This window comes from Vreelandella sp. DA03-1M (genome assembly GCF_055725665.1).
Map to the genome: position 1 here is coordinate 74426 of NZ_JBTHGQ010000002.1, position 19040 is coordinate 93465.

A 19040-nucleotide genomic window follows, 5' to 3' on the forward strand; every position below is an offset into this window, starting at 1 on the left:
ATGGAAGTGAGTTGGTGTTATAGCGTGCCAACCTGAAACAGAGCTGAAAATTGAACCGCCCCGGCTTTACCGGAGACTCCATATCTTGAGAGGATGGAGTTATGAACTCACCAAAACGATATTCCCCAGAAGTCCGGGAGCGAGCTGTTCGATTAGTCCTTGAACAGCAAGGCGAATACCCGTCCAAGTGGGCGGCGATCTGCTCCATTGCCAGCAAGTTTGGCTGTACACCAGAGACCTTAAGAGCCTGGTGCAAACGCTCAGAACTCACGCAGGAAGATAGCTCGGCTAACCTGCATGAAAATGAACGACTCAAGCAGCTAGAGCGTGAAAACGTCGAATTGAAGCGCGCCAATGAAATTCTCCGTAAGGCGGCTGCTTTTTTCGCCCAGGCGGAGCTCGACCGCAAACCCAATTGATGGTGTCATTTATCGACGAGCATCGTGCTCAGTTCGGGGTCGAGTCGATTTGTAGCCAGCTGCCAATCGCCCCATCGACGTATTACCACCACAAGTCACTTGAGACCGATCCTGAGCGGCGGGCAGGTCGATATCGGCAGGATGCGTTTCTTACCGCTGAGATTCAGCGAGTGTGGAAAGAAAACTTCTGCGTCTACGGTACTCGTAAGGTCTGGCGGCAACTCCGCCGTGAGGGCGTTAATGTTGCTCGTTGCACCGTAGAACGACTCATGCGACGCCTGGGAATTCGCGGCGTGGTGCGAGGCCAACGCCCCTTCACGACGATCAGTGATCCCGGCCAGAAACGAGCACCTGATTTAGTGAAACGTGACTTTACGGCCATGCGTCCTAATCAGCTTTGGGTGGCCGATTTTACGTATGTCGCTACCTGGTCTGGCTTCGTTTACGTTGCGTTCGTTATCGATGTTTATGCACGCTGTATCGTGGGTTGGCGTGTAGCAACGTCGATGAAAACGGGATTGGTACTGGACGCTCTGGAGCAAGCCCTGTGGGCACGAAAGCACAGGCAAGGGTTAATCCACCATAGTGATAGAGGAAGCAATATCTCTCGATCCGCTACACCGAGCGTATGGCTGACGAGGGTATCAATGCCTCAGTCGGCACCACCGGTGACTCCTACGACAATGCGCTGGCCGAGACCATCATCGGCTTATTCAAAACGGAGGTGATTCACCATCGCGGACCATGGAGGGGACAGGATGCCGTTGAGTATGCCACGCTGGAATGGGGTGACTGGTTTAACAATCGCCGACTGCTGGAACCCATAGGAAACGTTCCACCAGCAGAACGAGAAAGGACGTATTATCGTCAATTGGAGGAGTCGGGTGAAGCTGCCTGACTCAAACAAACCGGTCTCCGGAATAACCGGGGCGGTTCAAATGGCGGAAAAAAATGACCTGTGACAAATCTAGGGTTTGGGATCGATTTCTTCTTTACCTTTGGGCCACCTATAGGTTGTAGGCTTATAACGAAAGCTAACTCCGCCTTTTTCCATTCTTATTGGGTAAGGCAATGTCTCGATCAGCAACATGATGAGGGGAGATATCATGGTTAAGCACAGGATGAACTTTGCCATTGGTCGGGCTGCAATCCTCAGTGTCTTAAGTAGCGCCATCTTCGCTCAAGGCATAAACCAGGAGTGATGCCATGATGAACGCGGAATGCTTTGCTTTTATGGGATCAATGGGGTGGTTAGGCTGGTTGATGCCCCTGGCTATGCTGTTATTAATTGGCTTGACGATCGCGTCGCTGGCCAAATACCTTTTCAGTCGTTCACATTAAGGAGTTGAGATTAATGCAACATATGACCCCCAAACTTTTGCTATCGGGTTTCATGCTAATTGGGACGGTCTCCGCTCAAGCGGCTTTACCGCCAGAGGCAACACTGTATAAAAACCCCCAGTGCGGCTGCTGTGACGAATATGCGCGCCATCTTGAGGAACTTGGTGTAGACGTCACCGTTATTGATGACGTCGAGCTGGGTGATATCAAGCAGCAGGCGGGCGTTCCCTATGGTCTGGGATCGTGCCATACCATCGAAATCGGCGAGTATTGGATTGAGGGCCATGTTCCGATGGAAGCCGTACAGGCGCTGTTTGAGCAACAGCCTGATGTAGACGGCATTGGCCTAGCAGGTATGCCCATCGGTACACCGGGGATGCCAGGGCCTCAGAAAGCGCCCTATGACGTATATTCCTTTACGGATCAAGAAGACAAGGCGTTTATGACGCTGTAGTAGGTTTTGGATGACATAATTAGACCTCTTGTACTACATGAGATGTTTGTTAAGCACCAGGTGTGTTTCGAGATGATTTGAAAATTGGTTGCGTCAGATGCTCTCTAAAGTGCGACATGTTCAAGAAATCATCCAGAAATTGGCGGGGCCTTTCCCAGGGTTCGCTGATACTTTTAAGCATCTTAAATCCAAAAATGAACAGATACCCTGCGAAGCCTCTGTGTTAAATGCTTTTAGCAAGGTCAGTATTGGTCACAGTGACTTAGCATAGGTACTATTTGCCACCTTTATGAGTAGCGGTGTCTGTTTTGTCGGTAAGAGCAACCTGTACACCCCGTGTACAGGTTGCTCTTCTGACGAAGAGCCGATACGGCCATCCCTTCAGTGGCGGGCGAGGATCTTCGCTGCGATGGGCGAAGTGATCATTTGAATCACTGCAAAAAAAGCGGCTGGAATCGCGATCTCTGATGGCAAGCCGGAAACAGCGACAAACGCTGCAGCGATGCTGAATTCCTTTTTACTGACCGTGAAAAGATAGGTAATCACCTCTTTGCGATCAGAGGTGAGTAACCGTGAGGACATACCTACCAGGTACCCAATCAAATTGAGGCACAGGGCCGCGCCCGCAATCACAAACGCATACCAGCCATAGCCAATTATCGTGGTGGCATTCGGCCCGACCACGGCGAGTAGGATCAGCAGATACAGAATCGACCCTATCCCTGCATACGCTGAATCATGCCGTGCAAAGAAAGCCGAGAACTTTGTACGCAAGCTGACCCCAATCACGGTAGGAAGAAGCACGATTAGTGTTAATTCAAGAATAATTGATCCAAGCGGCACGTCTAACTGAAGGCCGGTGAGCCATAAAAACAGGAAGGGAACAATAAACGGACATAACGCGGTGTTGACTGCGTTGAAAACAGCGGCAAGCGCCACATTGCCTTTTGCCATCAGTACCAAAAGAGGAGAGGACACATCTGTCGGCAGAGTGCCGAGCAAGGTTTGGCCAGCAGCCAGCGGGCCGCTTCCAAAAAATAGACGGCCCGTTAGCCACCCGGCAATCGACATAGGCCCATAGACCAGCCCCAATGCCAACAACTGCCGTGACGGCTTTCGGAACACGATGCGAACTGCATGCGCATCGAATGTGAGGCTGATGATCAACATCAGTAATGCCAGTAATGGCCCAATCGCGAACTCAAGCATTATTCCGGTGGCTGGAAAGAGTAAGCCTACCCCCGCGACAACCATCACAAACCAGACAAGGTGCGCCTCGACAAAATAAATGAACCTACTCATGGTGGATTGGACATTACCGGTTGAAATGGATTGAGTTCTGTACCTACAACATGATCACTTAGGCCCAGCGCGCCATGGCTTGCTTGGGAGCAAGGGACGTGCTTCCCAATCCAGCGATGCAAATAGATAATGCTCAAGGGTTGAAGCTTTAGTTGCTAGAGGTTTTATAGTACCAAGAACAGATAATTCGAGAGAAGGTAACAGATGGGACATCATCATGATCATCCCCACATTGATCCTGCCTCTGGCGACCGGCGCGTCAGCATCTCCATTTGGGCCAATGGGCTCTTAACCATCGCTCAAATCGTCGGTGGCATTATGGCGGGGAGCCTATCGCTGATCGCTGATGCGTTACATAACTTTTCTGACATGGCAGCATTAGTCATTGCCTTTGCTGCTCGTAAAATCGCCAGACGGCCTGCCGATGCGCATATGACCTTTGGCTATGGCCGCATCGAGATAGTGGCAGCACTCATCAATTACACCACCCTCATTATTGTCGGCGTCTACCTGATTTACGAAGGCGCTATGCGGATGATCGATCCCCCTGAGATAGAGGGATGGACGATCGTGATTATTGGTGGCGTCGCGCTCGTCGTCGATGCCCTTACCGCCATGCTCACGTGGTCAATGCAAAAAGAGAGTGTCAATATCCGCGCCCTTTTTCTGCATAACTTATCGGATGCGTTTGCCTCCATCGCCGTGATTATCGGTGGTTCGCTTATTTTACTGTACGACATGCGCTGGGTAGACCCCGCGATCACGATAGGGATTGCGCTATATATTCTTTACCTAGCCTTCTCTGAAATTGGCGGCCCTATCCGTACGCTAATGCTGGGATCTCCCCCGGACATTGACGGGCAGGCAGTCGTTGAGACCGTACGAGATATCGAGGGAGTCCAGGATATTCACCATGTGCATCTATGGCAGATGCAGGAAAACATGGCAGCCCTTGACTGTCACGTGGTTCTGACAGAAACCGGCTGGCAGCAGCTTGAATCCGTCAAAGCAGAGATCAAGGAGCAGCTTAAAATGCGCTTCAATATTGCTCATTCCAGCCTAGAGTTTGAGCATAGTGACCACGCGCATCAAAATGCCAATCTATATGGGCATGAGTGACAGACCGAGGCCGGCTCCCGGCTCAGGTTGGTAGTGGGGGCTTACTCCCATAGCGATTGGCTTGTTTTTCAACCCGACTTTTCCACCCCATCATTGAGACAGAGAGTGAAACATGTTCAAAAAAGCGTCTTTTATATTGGCCGGCACATTATTGCTGACCGCTGCGATCGTCGCCGTATCAAAACCTGCCCTCCTGGACATGCAGGCTCAGGCAGCAAAAGAGAATGGTGTCCAGGCCGAGGACTCACTGGTACGTTCACACTCCCCCATTTTGGGTCGAGAAGACGCGCCGGTGACGATTGTGGAATTCTTCGATCCGGCTTGCGAAGCCTGCCGTGCCTTCTACCCCCTGACAAAAAGTATTCTGGAAACCTACCCAGAAAAAGTGCGGCTCATCGTGCGCTACACTCCTTTCCACGGCGACGTATCGGACAAGGCCATTCGGGTATTAGAAGTTGCTCGTCGTCAGGGCGTCTTTGAACCGGTACTGGAGAGGCTGCTGGCTCGCCAGGATCAATGGGCTTCACATGGCAGTTTTGATGAATCCGCTATCCTCGATATCGCGAGCCAAGGAGGCCTTGATTTAGCGGCTGCCGAAGAGCAACTGACTTCTGCTGAGGTGCAGGCGGTGATTGACCAAGACATGGCGGATGTCAGAGCCAATCAGATTCGCCAAACACCCACCTTTTTTGTCAATGGCGAGCCTTTAGACCCCTTTGGTATGCAAGAGCTGATTGATGCCGTTGAGAGTGAAGTAGCGGAGATCTCTGGGGAAGAGGATGGCCAGTGATGCAGCGCTGGTGGTTACTAGGCTTTGTGGGCTTTTACCCCTTGCTAGCCGAAGCCAATTGGCAAACGCATCTGTCATTGCCGCCGTCTGAACTTAGCCCTGTCAAGTTACAGGCGGCTAGCGAGCAAGAAGGCACATTACCGCTCGATAGCGTTGATACCCTAACCTTTGGGCGTGATGTCGTCATTAATACCACTCTCTACGAGGCCTTGGCAGCAGAAGGTGTCCCAACGCGTTTCGCCACTAAACTGGAAACACTGCTCAGCGAGTTTATAGCAGCGCCGCTGGAGTTTTCTGGCAGTGAACGTATTCAATTAGTGTGGGAGGAAGATCGACGCCAGGACGGCGCCCGTGTTGGGCCACCACGCCTCAGTTATGCCGCTCTGCCTGATCAGGCAGAGCCCTTGGAGGTCATATGGCCGGTCACCCAAAAGGGGGACGTAGCTCTTTTCAAAAGCGACACACTGCTAGGCACGTTGCGGTTGCCCGTGCTTAGTGCCCGCTTAACGTCTCGCTTTGGGAATCGGCGACATCCTGTGTATGGAGGGATGCGTCCTCATAATGGAATTGACTTGGCTGCGCCGACAGGAACGCCGGTCATTGCCACCGCACCTGGGCGCGTATTCTTTATGGGTCGCCAAGGGGGATATGGGCAGGTGATCGAGGTGGAGCACGACACAGGGGCCATTAGTCGCTACACACACCTTAGCCGATTCTCCCCACAGCTAGTGGTTGGGGATTTAGTCAATGCGGGAGAGTCGCTCGGAGAGGTAGGTTCCTCCGGGGTCGCCACGGGCCCCAACCTGCATTACGAAGTGAGAGTCAATAACCAGCCTGTTGATCCCCTTGGTCAAGGTCAACGCATCATGTTGGGTGAGCAGCCGACTCAAGGTGAATATCAAGCGTCACTTTACGAGGCAAGAGATCGCTTGGAACAAGCTATCGGCACGGCGTCCATTTATGACTTGATCTCGTTTAACGAGCCGTAACCACCCGTGCTTAGCAACGTTGCATGGATTGTTAGTAACGTGAACGTGTGCTTGCCTCGTTATGGAACCCTAGCGCTGTGATCACTCATCTACCACAAGACAGGTAATCGGTATGGAAGAGGTTTCTCTCGTCACCATGGGGGTATTGGGAAGCCTTGCCGCGGGCTTGATGACGGCTGTCGGGGCGCTTCCTGTCTTGTTTACCAAAAGACCGAATCGTGGTGTTCGCGATTTAGCGTTGGGGTTCGCCGCTGGCGTCATGCTAGCGGCCTCTTTCTTCTCACTGATCATACCCTCCTTAGAAGCCTCGGAGCTGCGTTACGGAGGTAGCGTGGTACCTGCTGCCATTGCCTGTGCGGCCATCTTGCTAGGGATTGGAATGGTCGCACTACTGAACGAACTCTTACCTCATGAGCACTTCGAACAGGGGCGAGAAGGGCCAGAGGCTGCCTCACTACGTCGTATCTGGTTGTTTATTATTGCCATTACGATACACAACCTGCCAGAAGGGCTGGCCGTTGGCGTGGCCTTCGGCGCAGGGGGAAGCGAAGGAGGCATTCCACTAGCGATTGGCATTGGACTTCAGAATGCCCCAGAAGGACTGGCCGTAGCAGTATCACTGCTAGGCGTGGGCTATTCACGTTGGCGGTCATGGACGATTGCCGCCCTTACGGGGCTTGTTGAGCCGTTGGGTGGCTTATTAGGCGCTGGAGTCATCAGCATGTCACAAGCGCTACTGCCCTGGGGGTTGGCCTTTGCAGCGGGGGCGATGTTGTATGTGATCAGTCATGAGATTATTCCCGAAACTCATCGAAGCGGGCACCAAAAAAAGGCCACGCTGGGCCTCTCTATCGGATTGGTACTCATGCTGTTTTTGGATGTTTCGCTGGGCTAACCATTGGGCGTGGGGCGTAGCGTTAGTGCTAACCTAAGTCGTGAGCCCCTCCGTGCGATTTTTCAGTGATACAGAGCTGATGATCACTGATGACCTCAATGATTCGGCAGCTTTCCACTTTACCACCGGCACACTGCGTGACCATCCGTTGAAGCTCCTCACGCAGTATGGACAGTCGTTGAAGGCGGGACTCCACTTTCTTTAGGTGATGCGTGGCGATGGCATCGACTTCTTGGCAAGGCATATCAGGCTGATCTGACATGGCCAAAAGCTCTCGCACTGACTCCACCGAAAAGCCAAAGTCTCGGGCATGACGAATGAAGGTCAAACGCCGCACAGCGTCGTCTCCATAGCGGCGCTGCCCTCCGCCGGTTCGTGTTGCATCGCGCAGCAGCCCAATACGCTCGTAATAACGAACCGTTTCAGGTTTGCAATCGGCTCGTCGTGCTAACTCACCAATGCTGATACTTTGCCCCATCATCGACATGGTAAAACTCCTTACGTAGGGCTTGAAGCTATAGTTGCTACAAGGTTTACACTTCAAAACCATAGCCCATTGAGAGAAGAGGCACCATGAAAACATCAACGCAGGCGACAGCGACTACCTTTTTGACGCTGCGTGTTGAAGGCATGGACTGCGGCGGTTGTGAGCGCAAGGTCGTGTCGGCGCTAGAGCGGCTGGACGGCATTGAGGAAGTCACGGCAAGCTCGGTCACGGGATCGGTGAAGATTCATCACCATGATCACGGGGCCCCCTCGCGAAAGACCATTGAGGGCATTCTGAACGAACTAGGCTATCAAGTGACTTCCCCTGATGGCCAAACACGCGCATCTGGTTCTTCATCCCCTTGGTGGCAAACCGCTAAAGGGCGCTTGGTCATTATCACAGGAAATCTGCTGATCGTAGCCTTCGCGCTTCGTTTAGCATGGCCTGCGCTGGGTAATGTGCCGTTCATTCTGGCCACGCTGGTCGGCTTAATGCCCATTGCGCAGAGTGCCTGGGGCGCCCTCAAAATGCGCAACCCCTTTACCATCGAGATGCTGATGTGCATCGCTGCGCTTGGCGCATTGGCCATCAATGCTGCCGCTGAAGCTGCGATGGTCGTGTTCTTGTTCGCCGTAGGTGAGCTACTCGAAGGGGTAGCTGCTTCACGGGCGCGCCGCAGTATCTCAGCCTTGGCAAATTTAGCACCCTCAACGGCGAGGCTGATGGACAATGGCCATCTGCGTGACGTCTCGGCGGAGTCACTTAAACCCGGCCAGCGTGTGCTGGTGCGGCCCGGTGATCGCGTTCCCTGCGATGGACGCATCCTGGTGGGCACCTCCGACATTGACGAGTCGCCGGTAAACGGCGAGTCCATACCCCGTTCGCGAGCGCCTGGTGATGACATTTTTGCTGGCACAGTGAATCTTGATGCCGCCCTGGAGGTGGAGGTAACACGAGGCGCTGATGACAATACGATCGCACGCGTTATTCGCCTGGTTGAAGAAGCACAGGCCGCCAAGGCACCGATAGCACGCTTTATTGATCGTTTTGCGTATTACTATATGCCCGCCGTCGTCTTACTCGCCCTCCTGATGGCGATAGTGCCACCGCTGGTATCGACCATGGCATGGTCGGAGTCGATTTACCGTGCGTTAGCATTGCTGTTAATCGCATGCCCCTGCGCGTTAGTCATTTCCACCCCAGCCGCCATCGCCGCAGGCCTCTCGGCGGGCGCTCGGCGCGGCCTATTGATCAAAGGGGGAGCCGTTCTTGAACAGTTAGGTAAGCTTCGCTTGGTGGCATTAGATAAAACGGGCACCCTCACTGCGGGTACTCCAAGAGTCACAGATGTGGAGTCTTGGATCGCTGAGGAAGACGATAACAGCGTATTGCGGCTCGCCGCCGCGATAGAGCGAGATTCCAGTCACCCTATCGCCACGGCTATCGTTGAGCATGCCCGACAATCGGGCCTAAACCTCCCCACCGCCACCGGCAGCCGCGCTCTGGCGGGGCGCGGTGTCTCAGGCCAGGTGGAGGGTCGCGAGCTGAGCTTAATGACGCCTCGTCACCTTCACGAGAAAGTCATCCTGGAGGAAAGTCTCAGTGCTCGGATTATCGCGTTAGAAGAAGCCGGTAAGAGCCTCGCTCTCCTCGTCGAAGGCGAGCGTTTGTTGGGCTTGATCGCTGTTCGCGATGAGCCACGCGAAGATGCCCTTGAAGGCCTAGCGGCGCTATCCCGTTTAGGCGTACAGGCGGTCATGCTCAGCGGTGATAATGCCCGCACCGTCGCTGCCACTGGGGGTCGCTTAGGCATTGAAGCGTACGGCGAACTAATGCCTGAAGACAAGGCAGCGTATGTTCGAGACTGGCAAGCGACAGGTCGTGGCCCCATCGGTAAAGTAGGCGATGGCATCAACGATGCACCGGCACTCGCGGCAGCCGATGTGGGTATCGCGATGGGTGGCGGCACGGATGTGGCGTTGGAAACCGCCGATGCAGCCTTGCTCAAGAACCGCGTTACCGGCATCGCTGAGCTGATAGACCTCTCTCGTGCCACGCTACGCAATGTGAAAACCAACGTTGTTCTCGCCCTTGGCTTAAAAGCCATTTTCCTGGTCACCACAGCGCTGGGTATTACCGGTATGTGGATTGCGGTGATGGCCGATACCGGTGCTACCGTCCTGGTGACGTTGAACGCCATGCGACTGCTGGGTTATCGCTTTTCGCCCAGTACCGCATTGACAGGCCTGTCACAAGGAAAAACAACGTCATGAGAACAGCGCAACACGACAGCCCTTCACGACGTTGGCCATGGTTCACATTTGCTTGCGTGTTGGCTCTAGCCGATCAACTGGTCAAAGAAATCGTGCATGCCCAGATGTCGTTTGGCCAAGTCATTCCGCTAACGCCGTTTTTTAACTGGGTATACACCGGTAATACAGGAGCCGCTTTTAGCTTTCTCGCGGAGGCAGGTGGTTGGCAGCGCTACCTCTTTCTTGGTTTAGCGTTGGTGGTGGTCGTCGTATTGCTCGTGCAGCTATGCAAACCCCTGCCGCGCTTGGAAGCCTGTGCGTACAGTCTGATTCTTGGCGGCGCACTCGGCAATACCGTTGATCGGTTAGCGCGTGGGTACGTCGTCGACTATCTGGACGTTTACTGGAGCGAATGGCATTGGCCCGCCTTTAACATGGCCGATATCGCGCTATTTGCCGGTGTATTGATGTTCGCAGTGGCGTTATGGCGTGAAAGTCCTGCTTTTAAGCGCTCTGAGTAACGGTATGGACTCAGTCGATCAAGAAAAAAAATATACGTTTGTGGCTGGGCGACTCTCACCAACAGTCGATTGCGTTGTAGCGCTAGCCGCTGGGGTGCTGACCACCTTGAGTGCCGCCCCCTTTTCCCTATGGTGGCTTGGCCCAGTGGCCGTGGCACTGGTCTATTGGAAGATAGCGTCGCTAACGCCTGCCATGGCCACCCTGCGTGGGTGGTGCTATGGGGTAGGCCTGTTCGGTTCTGGCACATCGTGGGTCTTCGTTGCTATTCACGACTTCGGTGGCACCGGGGCCTTGGTGGCGATGTTCCTCACCACTCTTTTTGTCAGCGTCCTGGCGCTCTTCTTTGCAATCCCCTTTGGGCTCTATCGACGCATCACGGGGCCACGGTTCGCCTTTCTTAGCTTTGCCGGTATGTGGGTGGTGAGCGAATGGCTACGCACTTGGTTGCTCACCGGCTTTCCCTGGTTATTGCTCGGCACCTCTCAGATTGATTCTCCACTAGCCCCATGGGCGCCCGTTGGTGGTGTGTACTTGCTGTCACTCATGACCGCGCTGACAGGTACGTTAGGGGTAGAGGTTCTGCGTCGCCGCTGGGTTTTCCTTGTCCCAATGGCCGCCTTGTGGATCGTTCCATTCCTATTGCCCGCCCAATGGACAACCCCTGCTGGCAAGCCCATCCGGGTGGCATTGCTGCAAGGGAATCTTGATCAGCGCATTAAGTGGACTGCCCAAGGGCAGCGCGAGGCGGTCAATATCTACACAACAATGACACAAGAGCAAGCAAGGGACATCGATCTCATCGTTTGGCCCGAGGCAGCCCTTCCCATGCTTGAGCAGGAAGCACAGCGAATACTGGAGCAAGTAGCGTCCGACCTGGGGCCTAACACCGCCTTGTTGACCGGCATTTTGCAACGCGACAGTGAAGGGCGCTCTTATAACAGCGTCATAGGGCTAAATGATGTGCAGGGCGAATACCAGAAAGCGCACTTAGTACCCTTTGGCGAGTATTTGCCATTCCAAAGCCTCCTCGCTGACACCCTTGCTTTTTTCGACTTGCCAGCACCCCGCCTGACCCCAGGGTCAGACGGACAGGCTCCGTTACACGTGGCTGGAACCACCATTGGCACTGCCATCTGTTACGAGATCATTTTCGCCGACCACGTCGCCCAACAGGCGCGTAATGCCGAGCTGCTATTAACGGTATCCAACGATACGTGGTTTGGGCGTTCCATTGGCCCACACCAACATCTTCAAATGGCGCGTCTACGTGCCTTAGAAAATGGTCGTCACCTACTTCGAGCTACCAGTAATGGCGTGACGGCCATCATCGATTCACAAGGTCACGTCACAGCCCGTGCCCCACAGTTTGAACAGGCCAGTTTAACTGGCGAAGTGACCCCGATGCAGGGCCTAACTCCTTTCACACGCACCGGTAGTGGCCCCTCTTGGATACTCGCCGCCTTGCTGACGCTGCTCGGATTACAACTAAACTTATCTCGATCAAAAAACGACGCATTAGATGAAAAAGGAACCTAGCGATGCTCTCGGTAAATAACGCAGCAATACTTAAGAGACTCCTCCCATGGCCAATGCAGATGGGCTTCATCATGAGTGTGATGGTTTCGTCTCTGGCATGGCTCCCTGTCGCCATGGCGGCACAACCCGCCACTACCCAGGAGACGGAATGGCCTAAGGGGCATTACCCGCTACCTGAGGAAGGCAATATTATCGGAGAGGCTGACACCTTCACAGTGAAGGATTACGACGATACCTTGATAGATATTGCCAAGCGTCACAACCTTGGCTATTTGGAGATGATCCGTGCAAACCCAGAGGTCAGCATCTGGGTTCCAGGGGTGGGCACGGAAGTGACTATTCCGGGACGTTTTATTCTGCCGAATGTAGAGCGTACTGGGATCGTTATAAATATTGCCGAGCTGCGGCTTTACTACTACCCAGATGTCAAAAACGGTGAGACACCGCGTGTTGAGACCTATCCTATTGGCATTGGTCGCGAAGGGTTTGATACCCCTCTCGGTGTGACCGAGACCACCATGAACATTAAAAACCCCGCATGGTACCCGCCTGAGTCGGTAAAACGTGAAGCTGAAGCACGCGGCGAAACCGCGCCAAGTGTTGTCCCGCCCGGCCCCGATAATCCGCTGGGAGACCACGCCATTATCTTAGGCTTCGATGGCTATTTGATTCACGGTACCAACCAGCCCGATGGCATTGGCATGCGTGCAAGCCGTGGCTGTATACGCATGTTGCCTGCCGATATTGAATCAATTTTTGACCGCATACCGGCGGGCACCCAGGTCAATATCATCAACCAACCTATTAAAATCGGTTGGGACAACGGACAGCCGCTGATACAGGCATTACCTCCTTTAGGGGTGGAGGATCACACCATGACCGCTATATCAGATGCCATTTCACGCCTTGAGCAACGCAATGCAGATGGCGTTAGCTTCGATTACGAACAGCTTGGCGATTTACTAGCATTATCCAACGGGCTTATCGAACCTCTGTATCCGAAGCCGGAACCGAGTAATAAAGAAGACGACAATATCAACAGTGTTTATGAAGAACTGACACTTCATTCGTCGTGAATGTCGATAAAGACAAGGCAGAGCGTTTTTTCAGCCCTTTGGAGAACAACGGCTTGGCTACCGTCAAACCCTTAATATTCGTCGTGTGTTGTTGATTGAGCTCTTCCATCACTAGCGTAGAAAGAGCTAATGCGATCATCACAACGTTGGTAGCATCCACTTTCGGTAGCACTGAAGTGTGACGAAGAGGATCTATTCTAAGCCCCTTCCACTGGCTGGCAGGGGCTTTTCTATACCTAGGCAAAGTGATAAATATTATTTCCCTATTAAGATTCATTTATTCCAGTGTTTGTTTAGTGGCTGATGCTCTGGGTTCGCCTTATCAATTGCAGCACCGATAGCAGCATAGGCGTGTTGGTACGTCTTATAGTTTTTCTGATTGCTGTAATACACGTTAAAATCAACAAGGCTTCGCACCACTGCCAGCAGGGTTTCTGGCTCACCATCACGAGTGATAACGTCAATAGCGTCGGTCACAGATTCATCGTAAACGCGCATAGCTATCTCGGCGTGAAACGCCTCTGCGTCGTGTTTAATCTTTGCCAAGTTCATTCTCCTTATATGCGTTGCTAATCACTGTACTTTCAAAGCCCGCTAACAGCCTGGTGGTTCTACGCGCTGCCGCAATAACACCAGCTGATGTCAGCCCTGTCCAATGGATGTGCCCAGTTTTTTTCTATTGTTGTTTCGCCTGCTTGCGTAAGAGGTCGCAGAAATCGAGCCAGCCGTAAGCTCGGAATATATCGGCTACGCCCATGGCTTTGCTGTTCTCACAGGACAACAGTAAAAGGTGATGGCCATCCTGCCGCGGCGGGGGTGCTGAACAGATGGCGAATGGGATCTGCGCAGCCTCCATCCGCTTCATAAACGCTTCGTTCATTGTGTGGTGCTCTGGCTCGCAAAAGATGTCGAAGGCGCTGAGAATAACTTGGGCGACCTCGGTGTTCAGTTCATGCCTGGTCAAGGGAGCTTTTATGCGCAGCTCAGGATCGAGGAAGCCAGCAATCAGACAAGCTGTAGCGAAGTGATGGGCGCCACCCTGGTTGTTTAGATGGTATCCCCAGGGCCGCCAACTGAAACCTTCTACTGACTCTTCAGCGCCAGAACCGCCATGGAAGCGGAGTTCATGCCAGTTGGGCAAAGGTTCGATGCTGGCACGGTTGTTGTGAACCAATTCGCGACATTCGCCGATAGCATAGGCGTCGAGAGTGGCGTAGCCGACGAGATCGCCTTTCCCAGACGCCAGGGAGATGATGTCTCTGATCGAGCAGCTGAAGTTGTCATCGTAGGTGGTCGATGTGAGTCCAGCGGCCGCTGGATAAGGCAAGCGCTGACATTGCAGCCCCGTTCGCCCTGGTCGCCAGTAGGCAATATCGTCCCCTAAGCAAAGCGGCCATCGGTGCCATTGGATGATGCCGAGTTCGCTGGCGCTAGCTGCTGGGAGCGTTACCCGGGCTGCTAAGTGTGAAAATTCAATAGCGTGCTGCACGGCTGCTGGGCTGGCCCAGTGAGCATGGCGCAGCCAGCGGACCAGTAATGTGGTCGCCAGCATAATATGTTCCCCCAAACCCTAACCGTTACGGTCACCCTCGGCTCTATCTTGGAGTGACATTCTGATTTTATTCTGGAGCCCAGGTGATAATGTTTCAGCGTCAACAAAGGCTTGTGGGATTCGATCGGCCCACGACCCGAAAAAGTATCCGCATTTTGGCGCTTTTCTTGATTGGCACTGCTCTAATCACGGGGATGATTCTTCGACAGGCCACTGCATTTTCCTCTGGTGTTTTGCACGCTAAGGAAGGCCGATATTCGCTCATGCTTGAGGTGGCATCTACCTCGCGCCAGCGTCGCAATGGCCTAATGGAGCGTGACTCAATGGCTCCCGATGCTGGCATGCTCTTCGTCTATGATGAGGAGCAGACAACCGATCATGCTTTCTGGATGTACCAAACTCGTATACCGCTTGATATTGCCTTCCTCGACCATGACGGAGAGATCCAGTCGATCACCAGCATGGCCCCCTGCACGAGAGAAAAAGAAGCCTGTCCGCGTTATCCAGCTGGCACGCGCTTCTGGATGGCCCTGGAGGTAAACGCTGGCTACTTCAATGAGCATGGTATAGCCGCTGGAGATCGCCTAGAGGTCGACCCTTTACAGCACCCCCCCTCTTAAAACCTGTTCTACTGCAGGAATGAGAGAGAAGCACGTTAATGAGCACACCCGTTTTTTCACCTCAATCGGGGCCAATCTAGTTGGCGGAACAACTGCTCCTGTACTGTCAGCCATGCCACCTTTAAGCAGTTTCTACCTCAGCTGTCATTGACGCGTGTAGCGTTACGCGCTACACTTCGAGGGCGTTTCACAACAAGGGAGCAAAGCAATGCGATGATAAAGAAGATCAAACACAAAGGGCTTAAACGTCTTTATGAGAAGGGAGAATCCCAAGGAGTACAACCAAACCATGTAGACGATTTAAGAGACATACTTGCTGCACTGGACGCAGCCACTAAGCCAAACGATATGAATTTGCCAGGATTTGATTTTCATAGTTTGAAGGGTGATAGAAAAGGCTTTTTTTCGGTGCATGTAAACGGTAATTGGGTAGTGATATTTACGTTTGATGGGGAAGATGTACACCTTGTTGACTATTTAGACTACCACTAACCCCGGCGTTCCTTGATAACCGGCTCGGTACGGTTATCAAGGGCCACCGAGAAAGATGGCCTCGCAGACGTAGCCATGAATGCAACACCTCAAATATGCGATACACAATTTGTGTAGAGAGAGAGAACTGAAACATGACCATGATGAACCCGCCGCACCCAGGTAGCTTATTGCGCCGTCGGATCGTGCCAGCGCTGGGGCTGAACGTCACTGAATTTTCCAAAAAGTTAGGCATGTCTCGTGCAGCAGTTTCACGCGTATTACATGAGCATGCCGCTATTTCCCCCGATTTGGCCGTTAAGTTAGAGCATGGCGGAATTGGCAATGCCAAGCACTGGCTAACGATGCAGGCAAACTATGAGCTATGGCACGCCGAGCATAAAGAACAGAACCATATTGAAAGATTTGCAGCTGTTTGAATTAGTAAGATATTAATTCGGAAAAACCCAACGTACCGCGACGTTGGGTTTTTTGTATCCAATTAGCCTCGCTAATTGAGACGCAAAAACCCGGCTTATTGCCGGGTATCAAGGTTTAAATATTGGCCATTATGAAAAATCTGCTTACCCATTCATGCGAACGTAGCAGGTAATAGCACCTAATTAGAGGTCGTCTTCTTCCTCTACATATTTTGGCACGCAGTCATTACAAAGCAATAATTGGCGTTCCTGGCCGAACACCACAGCTGGTATATTGTGAACTGCTTCTCGCGCGCATGGCGTCTCATCATCCTTCATGCCTTCGCACTCAATCACGGTGCTACCTCATCGGTTTTTTGTCTGACTAGAATTAACCAGCAGCTTCGCTAAAAGCCCTACTCCTATTAAACCACTAGGCCTGCATTTCGACACCCGTCGACATAGGTGTTATCTATATTCTTTTAACAGGTTAAAAAAACGTCGTATAGGGCCGGACTTTTGGTGTTTGATGTTGTGTCATGCCATCTGGATGTAGAGAAACCCGGCTGGCAATTCTTCGCAGCGTGTTACTTCTTATTCACGCGGTGGTAAATTTCTTCCTCTAAGACGAGCTTAAACGCCTCTCCTTCTGCTTCAAATTCATCCCACAAGCATTCTGGCAGCGATGCAGCGTCCAGATCGAGTTGGCCCGGCTGAGCGCCGTATTCTATTTCATTGACGATATGGGGTTCGCGCTGGATAAATAACGTGGCCATAGTGTTGAGCTTTTCGACTTCACGCTCTTTCTGGTAGAGCCTAATTTCATCTAGCGCCGGGCCTTCTGGCCAGGACTCTTTTCCTTCCATTCGACGTTTTGCCGTGTCAATCAGCTCGCCGAAAGCGCCCAAAGCCCCTGCTGCTGAACGATGCCCGTACTCATCGGCCGCCAAGATTAAATCTTGCTCTTCATAATCGCGCACAGCCACGCGAAAACTAACGCCATCACAATGCAAGACCGCGTAAGGCATGACACTGCTTTCGGCATCAATCCATTCGGCAATACCTCGTATAGTTGCTTCACGGTCAAAAATGCGTCGTGGGTAATCGTCCCAGCCATCGATAGCGTCGAGAATCATGCTTCCCCCTGTGGATGCTTATAAAGTTTACTAAGATAATGTCCAGTCGCTTTTCTATATTCATCTTGGTGTATAGGTAAAGTACTTCCAACCAAACATGTGAAATTCGATGAATTTTATACAGGCTATACGTTGGATTCCGGTGCAACATTCCCCCTATAGCTGCCTTTTACTCCTCAGACAAAACGTACAACTGCAAGTAGGCTAGTCCTGGCCAAGGTTCATCCTGGGCCGAGCACCCATTACGGATAAGAAACAGCTTAGATTGGCATGGGCACAGTAGAAGTCTACTACTGCAAGTGGACTTGTATCAGCCAAGGTTCCCCCTGGGACGGGTACCCATTCAAGATAGGAAACAGTCTAGATTGACACGAGAACAGTAGAAGCCTACTATTTAAGATAAGAATAACCCCCACGCCTCACAGGATTCGTCCTGACTGCGCACCAGGGGGTTAGTTTTTTTAGTGGTAAAAGAATGTATGGGGCCACAACTGCAACCACAACTAAACTTCACAAAACCCGCAAAATCCTCTTACGCCCACCTTCGTCATCTTCGCGCCAAGGGCCTCATCACCAAAGGTCAGCAATCACAAGCACTTAATGTCCTTCAGTTTGTCGGGTATTACCAGCTGCTCATTTATACGCGGCCGCTGCAGGATGATCAAAAACGTTTTTATCCGGGTGTAAGGTTTGACGATATTCTTGCGCTTTACGAGTTCGATCGTAGTCTTCGGCTAGTGCTCCTTGACGCTATTGAACAAGTAGAAGTCGCGTTCAGATCCGCCATAGTTAACGCTATGGCCAATGACAAAGACTGCGGCCCCCACTTCTATCTCAAAACCAAACATTTCAAGGACATGGAAGCGCACCGCAATTTCATGAAGAACGTCTTGGATTGAGACTTACCAACCCCATTAAGCACTATTACCACACTTACCATACGCCGCCTTATCCGCCGATCTGGACAATCTTGGAGGAGTTAAGCATTGGCCAAATGTCGCGGTTGCTTGCCAGTCTTGATCGCGAACATCGGAGGCGAGTGGCTACACAGTTTGGCTACGATGAAAAGGTCATTGTGTCGTGGCTCAAAAGCACAACCATGCTGCGTAATAATTGTGCCCACCATAGCAGGGTCTGGAATAATAATGTCGGCGCTGACAGCCCTCAAAGCGCGAATGCTATCCACTCCGAGTTTCCAGGCAACCCTGATCAAGGATTTTTCTTTTCCCGGACCGTCGCGCTCCAAGCACTTTTGAAAGCGATCGATCCATCAACAACTTGGCAGGATCGCTTCAAGACAGTTATGAGAACATTGCCAGTTGCGACGCTCTCAAAAGCCGGCATCACACCTCAGTCAATAGGGATTCCCTTTCAGTGGGAAACACGACCGTACTGGAACTGAATACAACCCGAAGCTAATTTTCAGAGAGTATCCTGAAACACCTTATTATCCAGGGAAAGGTACGATGTTACGCTGCCTGGGAGTTGCAGAATACGAGGCCTTGGCGAAAGTAGCCGGTCGTTTGCGCCTCACTTGGATCGAAGTCCCTGTTGAAATGGAGGGTAGCTGGGCAAGACTGACTGTCTGAATCGCCAAACTGTTGCCAATCTAAGTGAGTTAGGTGCCACATCCAGCTGATTTAAGTTTAAACAGTAGCTT

At 52.3% G+C, this 19040-nt stretch carries 20 protein-coding genes, 1 pseudogene and 1 other annotated feature; of the genes and pseudogenes, 16 read left to right on the top strand and 5 right to left on the bottom strand.

What is annotated here, in order from left to right:
- Positions 1-101: 101 nt before the first annotated feature.
- The 3 genes and pseudogenes from ACXUPB_RS22390 (at position 102) to ACXUPB_RS22400 (ending at position 2214) form a co-directional block, all read left to right on the top strand.
- Positions 102-1317 (top strand): annotated as a pseudogene (locus ACXUPB_RS22390) (IS3 family transposase).
- Positions 377-493: a sequence feature (AL1L pseudoknot), on the top strand. It overlaps the preceding pseudogene by 117 nt.
- 308 nt (positions 1318-1625) lie before the next feature.
- Positions 1626-1760: a hypothetical protein gene (locus ACXUPB_RS22395; RefSeq protein ID WP_472956794.1), complete on the top strand. Its 135-nt coding sequence runs from the start codon at positions 1626-1628 to the stop codon at positions 1758-1760.
- A 13-nt stretch (positions 1761-1773) separates the two neighbouring features.
- Positions 1774-2214: a DUF411 domain-containing protein gene (locus ACXUPB_RS22400; protein ID WP_298967432.1), complete on the top strand. Its 441-nt coding sequence runs from the start codon at positions 1774-1776 to the stop codon at positions 2212-2214.
- A gap of 381 nt (positions 2215-2595) precedes the next feature.
- Here the strand turns inward: ACXUPB_RS22400 and ACXUPB_RS22405 are convergent, their stop codons facing one another.
- Positions 2596-3516: a bile acid:sodium symporter family protein gene (locus ACXUPB_RS22405; protein ID WP_472956795.1), complete on the bottom strand. Its 921-nt coding sequence runs from the start codon at positions 3514-3516 to the stop codon at positions 2596-2598.
- Between the two features lie 204 nt (positions 3517-3720).
- Here ACXUPB_RS22405 and ACXUPB_RS22410 point away from each other — a divergent pair, with 204 nt between their 5' ends.
- The 4 genes from ACXUPB_RS22410 to ACXUPB_RS22425 all read left to right on the top strand — a co-directional run bounded on the left by ACXUPB_RS22410 (position 3721) and on the right by ACXUPB_RS22425 (position 7309).
- Positions 3721-4635 (top strand): cation diffusion facilitator family transporter, encoded by a 915-nt coding sequence (locus tag ACXUPB_RS22410; protein ID WP_290697484.1) that lies wholly within the window; start codon positions 3721-3723, stop codon positions 4633-4635.
- A gap of 112 nt (positions 4636-4747) precedes the next feature.
- On the top strand, positions 4748-5425 hold the full coding sequence (locus ACXUPB_RS22415) for a DsbA family protein (protein WP_127062887.1): 678 nt from the start codon (positions 4748-4750) through the stop codon (positions 5423-5425).
- Positions 5425-6414, top strand: coding sequence for a M23 family metallopeptidase (locus ACXUPB_RS22420; protein WP_127062888.1), 990 nt, complete (start codon positions 5425-5427; stop codon positions 6412-6414). The genes ACXUPB_RS22415 and ACXUPB_RS22420 overlap by 1 nt, the downstream gene beginning before the upstream one ends.
- A gap of 112 nt (positions 6415-6526) precedes the next feature.
- A complete protein-coding gene (locus ACXUPB_RS22425) occupies positions 6527-7309 on the top strand; it encodes a ZIP family metal transporter (RefSeq protein WP_035556053.1) in 783 nt (260 codons plus the stop codon).
- A gap of 28 nt (positions 7310-7337) precedes the next feature.
- Here ACXUPB_RS22425 and ACXUPB_RS22430 read toward each other — a convergent pair whose 3' ends face one another.
- Positions 7338-7796, bottom strand: coding sequence for a MerR family transcriptional regulator (locus tag ACXUPB_RS22430; RefSeq protein ID WP_082051477.1), 459 nt, complete (start codon positions 7794-7796; stop codon positions 7338-7340).
- 86 nt (positions 7797-7882) lie between these two features.
- On the opposite strand from ACXUPB_RS22430, the gene ACXUPB_RS22435 reads away from it, so the two are divergent.
- Genes ACXUPB_RS22435 through ACXUPB_RS22450 form a run of 4 tightly spaced genes read left to right on the top strand, consistent with a single transcriptional unit; the run spans position 7883 to position 13182 of the window.
- Positions 7883-10069 carry a heavy metal translocating P-type ATPase gene (locus tag ACXUPB_RS22435; protein ID WP_443604087.1) on the top strand — a complete coding sequence of 729 codons (2187 nt, stop codon included), beginning with the start codon at positions 7883-7885 and terminating at the stop codon, positions 10067-10069.
- The gene (gene lspA, locus ACXUPB_RS22440) at positions 10066-10569 is read left to right on the top strand and encodes a signal peptidase II (protein WP_035556057.1); all 504 of its coding nucleotides are present in this window, start codon (positions 10066-10068) and stop codon (positions 10567-10569) included. The genes ACXUPB_RS22435 and lspA overlap by 4 nt, the downstream gene beginning before the upstream one ends.
- A gap of 4 nt (positions 10570-10573) precedes the next feature.
- Positions 10574-12106, top strand: a complete 1533-nt coding sequence (lnt, locus tag ACXUPB_RS22445; protein WP_472956796.1) for an apolipoprotein N-acyltransferase — start codon at positions 10574-10576, stop codon at positions 12104-12106.
- Between the two features lie 53 nt (positions 12107-12159).
- A complete protein-coding gene (locus ACXUPB_RS22450; protein ID WP_179917310.1) occupies positions 12160-13182 on the top strand; it encodes a L,D-transpeptidase family protein in 1023 nt (340 codons plus the stop codon).
- A 273-nt stretch (positions 13183-13455) separates the two neighbouring features.
- Here the strand turns inward: ACXUPB_RS22450 and ACXUPB_RS22455 are convergent, their stop codons facing one another.
- Both ACXUPB_RS22455 and ACXUPB_RS22460 read right to left on the bottom strand, forming a co-directional pair.
- Complete coding sequence (locus tag ACXUPB_RS22455) at positions 13456-13728, bottom strand: hypothetical protein (RefSeq protein WP_127062892.1); 273 nt, start codon at positions 13726-13728, stop codon at positions 13456-13458.
- Between the two features lie 130 nt (positions 13729-13858).
- Positions 13859-14734 carry a DUF6685 family protein gene (locus ACXUPB_RS22460; RefSeq protein WP_113271271.1) on the bottom strand — a complete coding sequence of 292 codons (876 nt, stop codon included), beginning with the start codon at positions 14732-14734 and terminating at the stop codon, positions 13859-13861.
- 263 nt (positions 14735-14997) lie between these two features.
- Here ACXUPB_RS22460 and ACXUPB_RS22465 point away from each other — a divergent pair, with 263 nt between their 5' ends.
- The 3 genes from ACXUPB_RS22465 (at position 14998) to ACXUPB_RS22475 (ending at position 16265) form a co-directional block, all read left to right on the top strand.
- Entirely contained in the window at positions 14998-15354 is a 357-nt protein-coding gene (locus ACXUPB_RS22465; RefSeq protein ID WP_052703836.1) for a DUF192 domain-containing protein, read from the top strand.
- Positions 15355-15567: 213 nt separating this feature from the next.
- Positions 15568-15846 (top strand): type II toxin-antitoxin system RelE/ParE family toxin, encoded by a 279-nt coding sequence (locus tag ACXUPB_RS22470; protein ID WP_035561763.1) that lies wholly within the window; start codon positions 15568-15570, stop codon positions 15844-15846.
- A gap of 140 nt (positions 15847-15986) precedes the next feature.
- Positions 15987-16265, top strand: coding sequence for a HigA family addiction module antitoxin (locus ACXUPB_RS22475; protein ID WP_035561890.1), 279 nt, complete (start codon positions 15987-15989; stop codon positions 16263-16265).
- A 566-nt stretch (positions 16266-16831) separates the two neighbouring features.
- Here the strand turns inward: ACXUPB_RS22475 and ACXUPB_RS22480 are convergent.
- The gene (locus tag ACXUPB_RS22480) at positions 16832-17380 is read right to left on the bottom strand and encodes a hypothetical protein (protein WP_035561765.1); all 549 of its coding nucleotides are present in this window, start codon (positions 17378-17380) and stop codon (positions 16832-16834) included.
- A 479-nt stretch (positions 17381-17859) separates the two neighbouring features.
- Here ACXUPB_RS22480 and ACXUPB_RS22485 point away from each other — a divergent pair, with 479 nt between their 5' ends.
- Positions 17860-18279, top strand: coding sequence for an Abi family protein (locus ACXUPB_RS22485; RefSeq protein ID WP_052703835.1), 420 nt, complete (start codon positions 17860-17862; stop codon positions 18277-18279).
- Positions 18276-18782 (top strand): Abi family protein, encoded by a 507-nt coding sequence (locus tag ACXUPB_RS22490; protein ID WP_206604591.1) that lies wholly within the window; start codon positions 18276-18278, stop codon positions 18780-18782. The genes ACXUPB_RS22485 and ACXUPB_RS22490 overlap by 4 nt, the downstream gene beginning before the upstream one ends.
- The last annotated feature ends 258 nt before the right edge of the window (positions 18783-19040 follow it).

Excerpts from the sequence above, each read along its gene's own strand:
- ACXUPB_RS22395 (WP_472956794.1), top strand. The coding sequence starts at position 1,626 with ATGATGAACGCGGAATGCTTTGCTTTTATGGGATCAATGGGGTGGTTA.
- ACXUPB_RS22400 (WP_298967432.1), top strand. The coding sequence starts at position 1,774 with ATGCAACATATGACCCCCAAACTTTTGCTATCGGGTTTCATGCTAATT.
- ACXUPB_RS22405 (WP_472956795.1), bottom strand. The coding sequence starts at position 3,516 with ATGAGTAGGTTCATTTATTTTGTCGAGGCGCACCTTGTCTGGTTTGTG.
- ACXUPB_RS22410 (WP_290697484.1), top strand. The coding sequence starts at position 3,721 with ATGGGACATCATCATGATCATCCCCACATTGATCCTGCCTCTGGCGAC.
- ACXUPB_RS22415 (WP_127062887.1), top strand. The coding sequence starts at position 4,748 with ATGTTCAAAAAAGCGTCTTTTATATTGGCCGGCACATTATTGCTGACC.
- ACXUPB_RS22420 (WP_127062888.1), top strand. The coding sequence starts at position 5,425 with ATGCAGCGCTGGTGGTTACTAGGCTTTGTGGGCTTTTACCCCTTGCTA.
- ACXUPB_RS22425 (WP_035556053.1), top strand. The coding sequence starts at position 6,527 with ATGGAAGAGGTTTCTCTCGTCACCATGGGGGTATTGGGAAGCCTTGCC.
- ACXUPB_RS22430 (WP_082051477.1), bottom strand. The coding sequence starts at position 7,796 with ATGTCGATGATGGGGCAAAGTATCAGCATTGGTGAGTTAGCACGACGA.
- ACXUPB_RS22435 (WP_443604087.1), top strand. The coding sequence starts at position 7,883 with ATGAAAACATCAACGCAGGCGACAGCGACTACCTTTTTGACGCTGCGT.
- lspA (WP_035556057.1), top strand. The coding sequence starts at position 10,066 with ATGAGAACAGCGCAACACGACAGCCCTTCACGACGTTGGCCATGGTTC.
- lnt (WP_472956796.1), top strand. The coding sequence starts at position 10,574 with ATGGACTCAGTCGATCAAGAAAAAAAATATACGTTTGTGGCTGGGCGA.
- ACXUPB_RS22450 (WP_179917310.1), top strand. The coding sequence starts at position 12,160 with ATGCAGATGGGCTTCATCATGAGTGTGATGGTTTCGTCTCTGGCATGG.
- ACXUPB_RS22460 (WP_113271271.1), bottom strand. The coding sequence starts at position 14,734 with ATGCTGGCGACCACATTACTGGTCCGCTGGCTGCGCCATGCTCACTGG.
- ACXUPB_RS22465 (WP_052703836.1), top strand. The coding sequence starts at position 14,998 with ATGCTTGAGGTGGCATCTACCTCGCGCCAGCGTCGCAATGGCCTAATG.
- ACXUPB_RS22470 (WP_035561763.1), top strand. The coding sequence starts at position 15,568 with ATGATAAAGAAGATCAAACACAAAGGGCTTAAACGTCTTTATGAGAAG.
- ACXUPB_RS22475 (WP_035561890.1), top strand. The coding sequence starts at position 15,987 with ATGATGAACCCGCCGCACCCAGGTAGCTTATTGCGCCGTCGGATCGTG.
- ACXUPB_RS22480 (WP_035561765.1), bottom strand. The coding sequence starts at position 17,380 with ATGATTCTCGACGCTATCGATGGCTGGGACGATTACCCACGACGCATT.
- ACXUPB_RS22485 (WP_052703835.1), top strand. The coding sequence starts at position 17,860 with ATGGGGCCACAACTGCAACCACAACTAAACTTCACAAAACCCGCAAAA.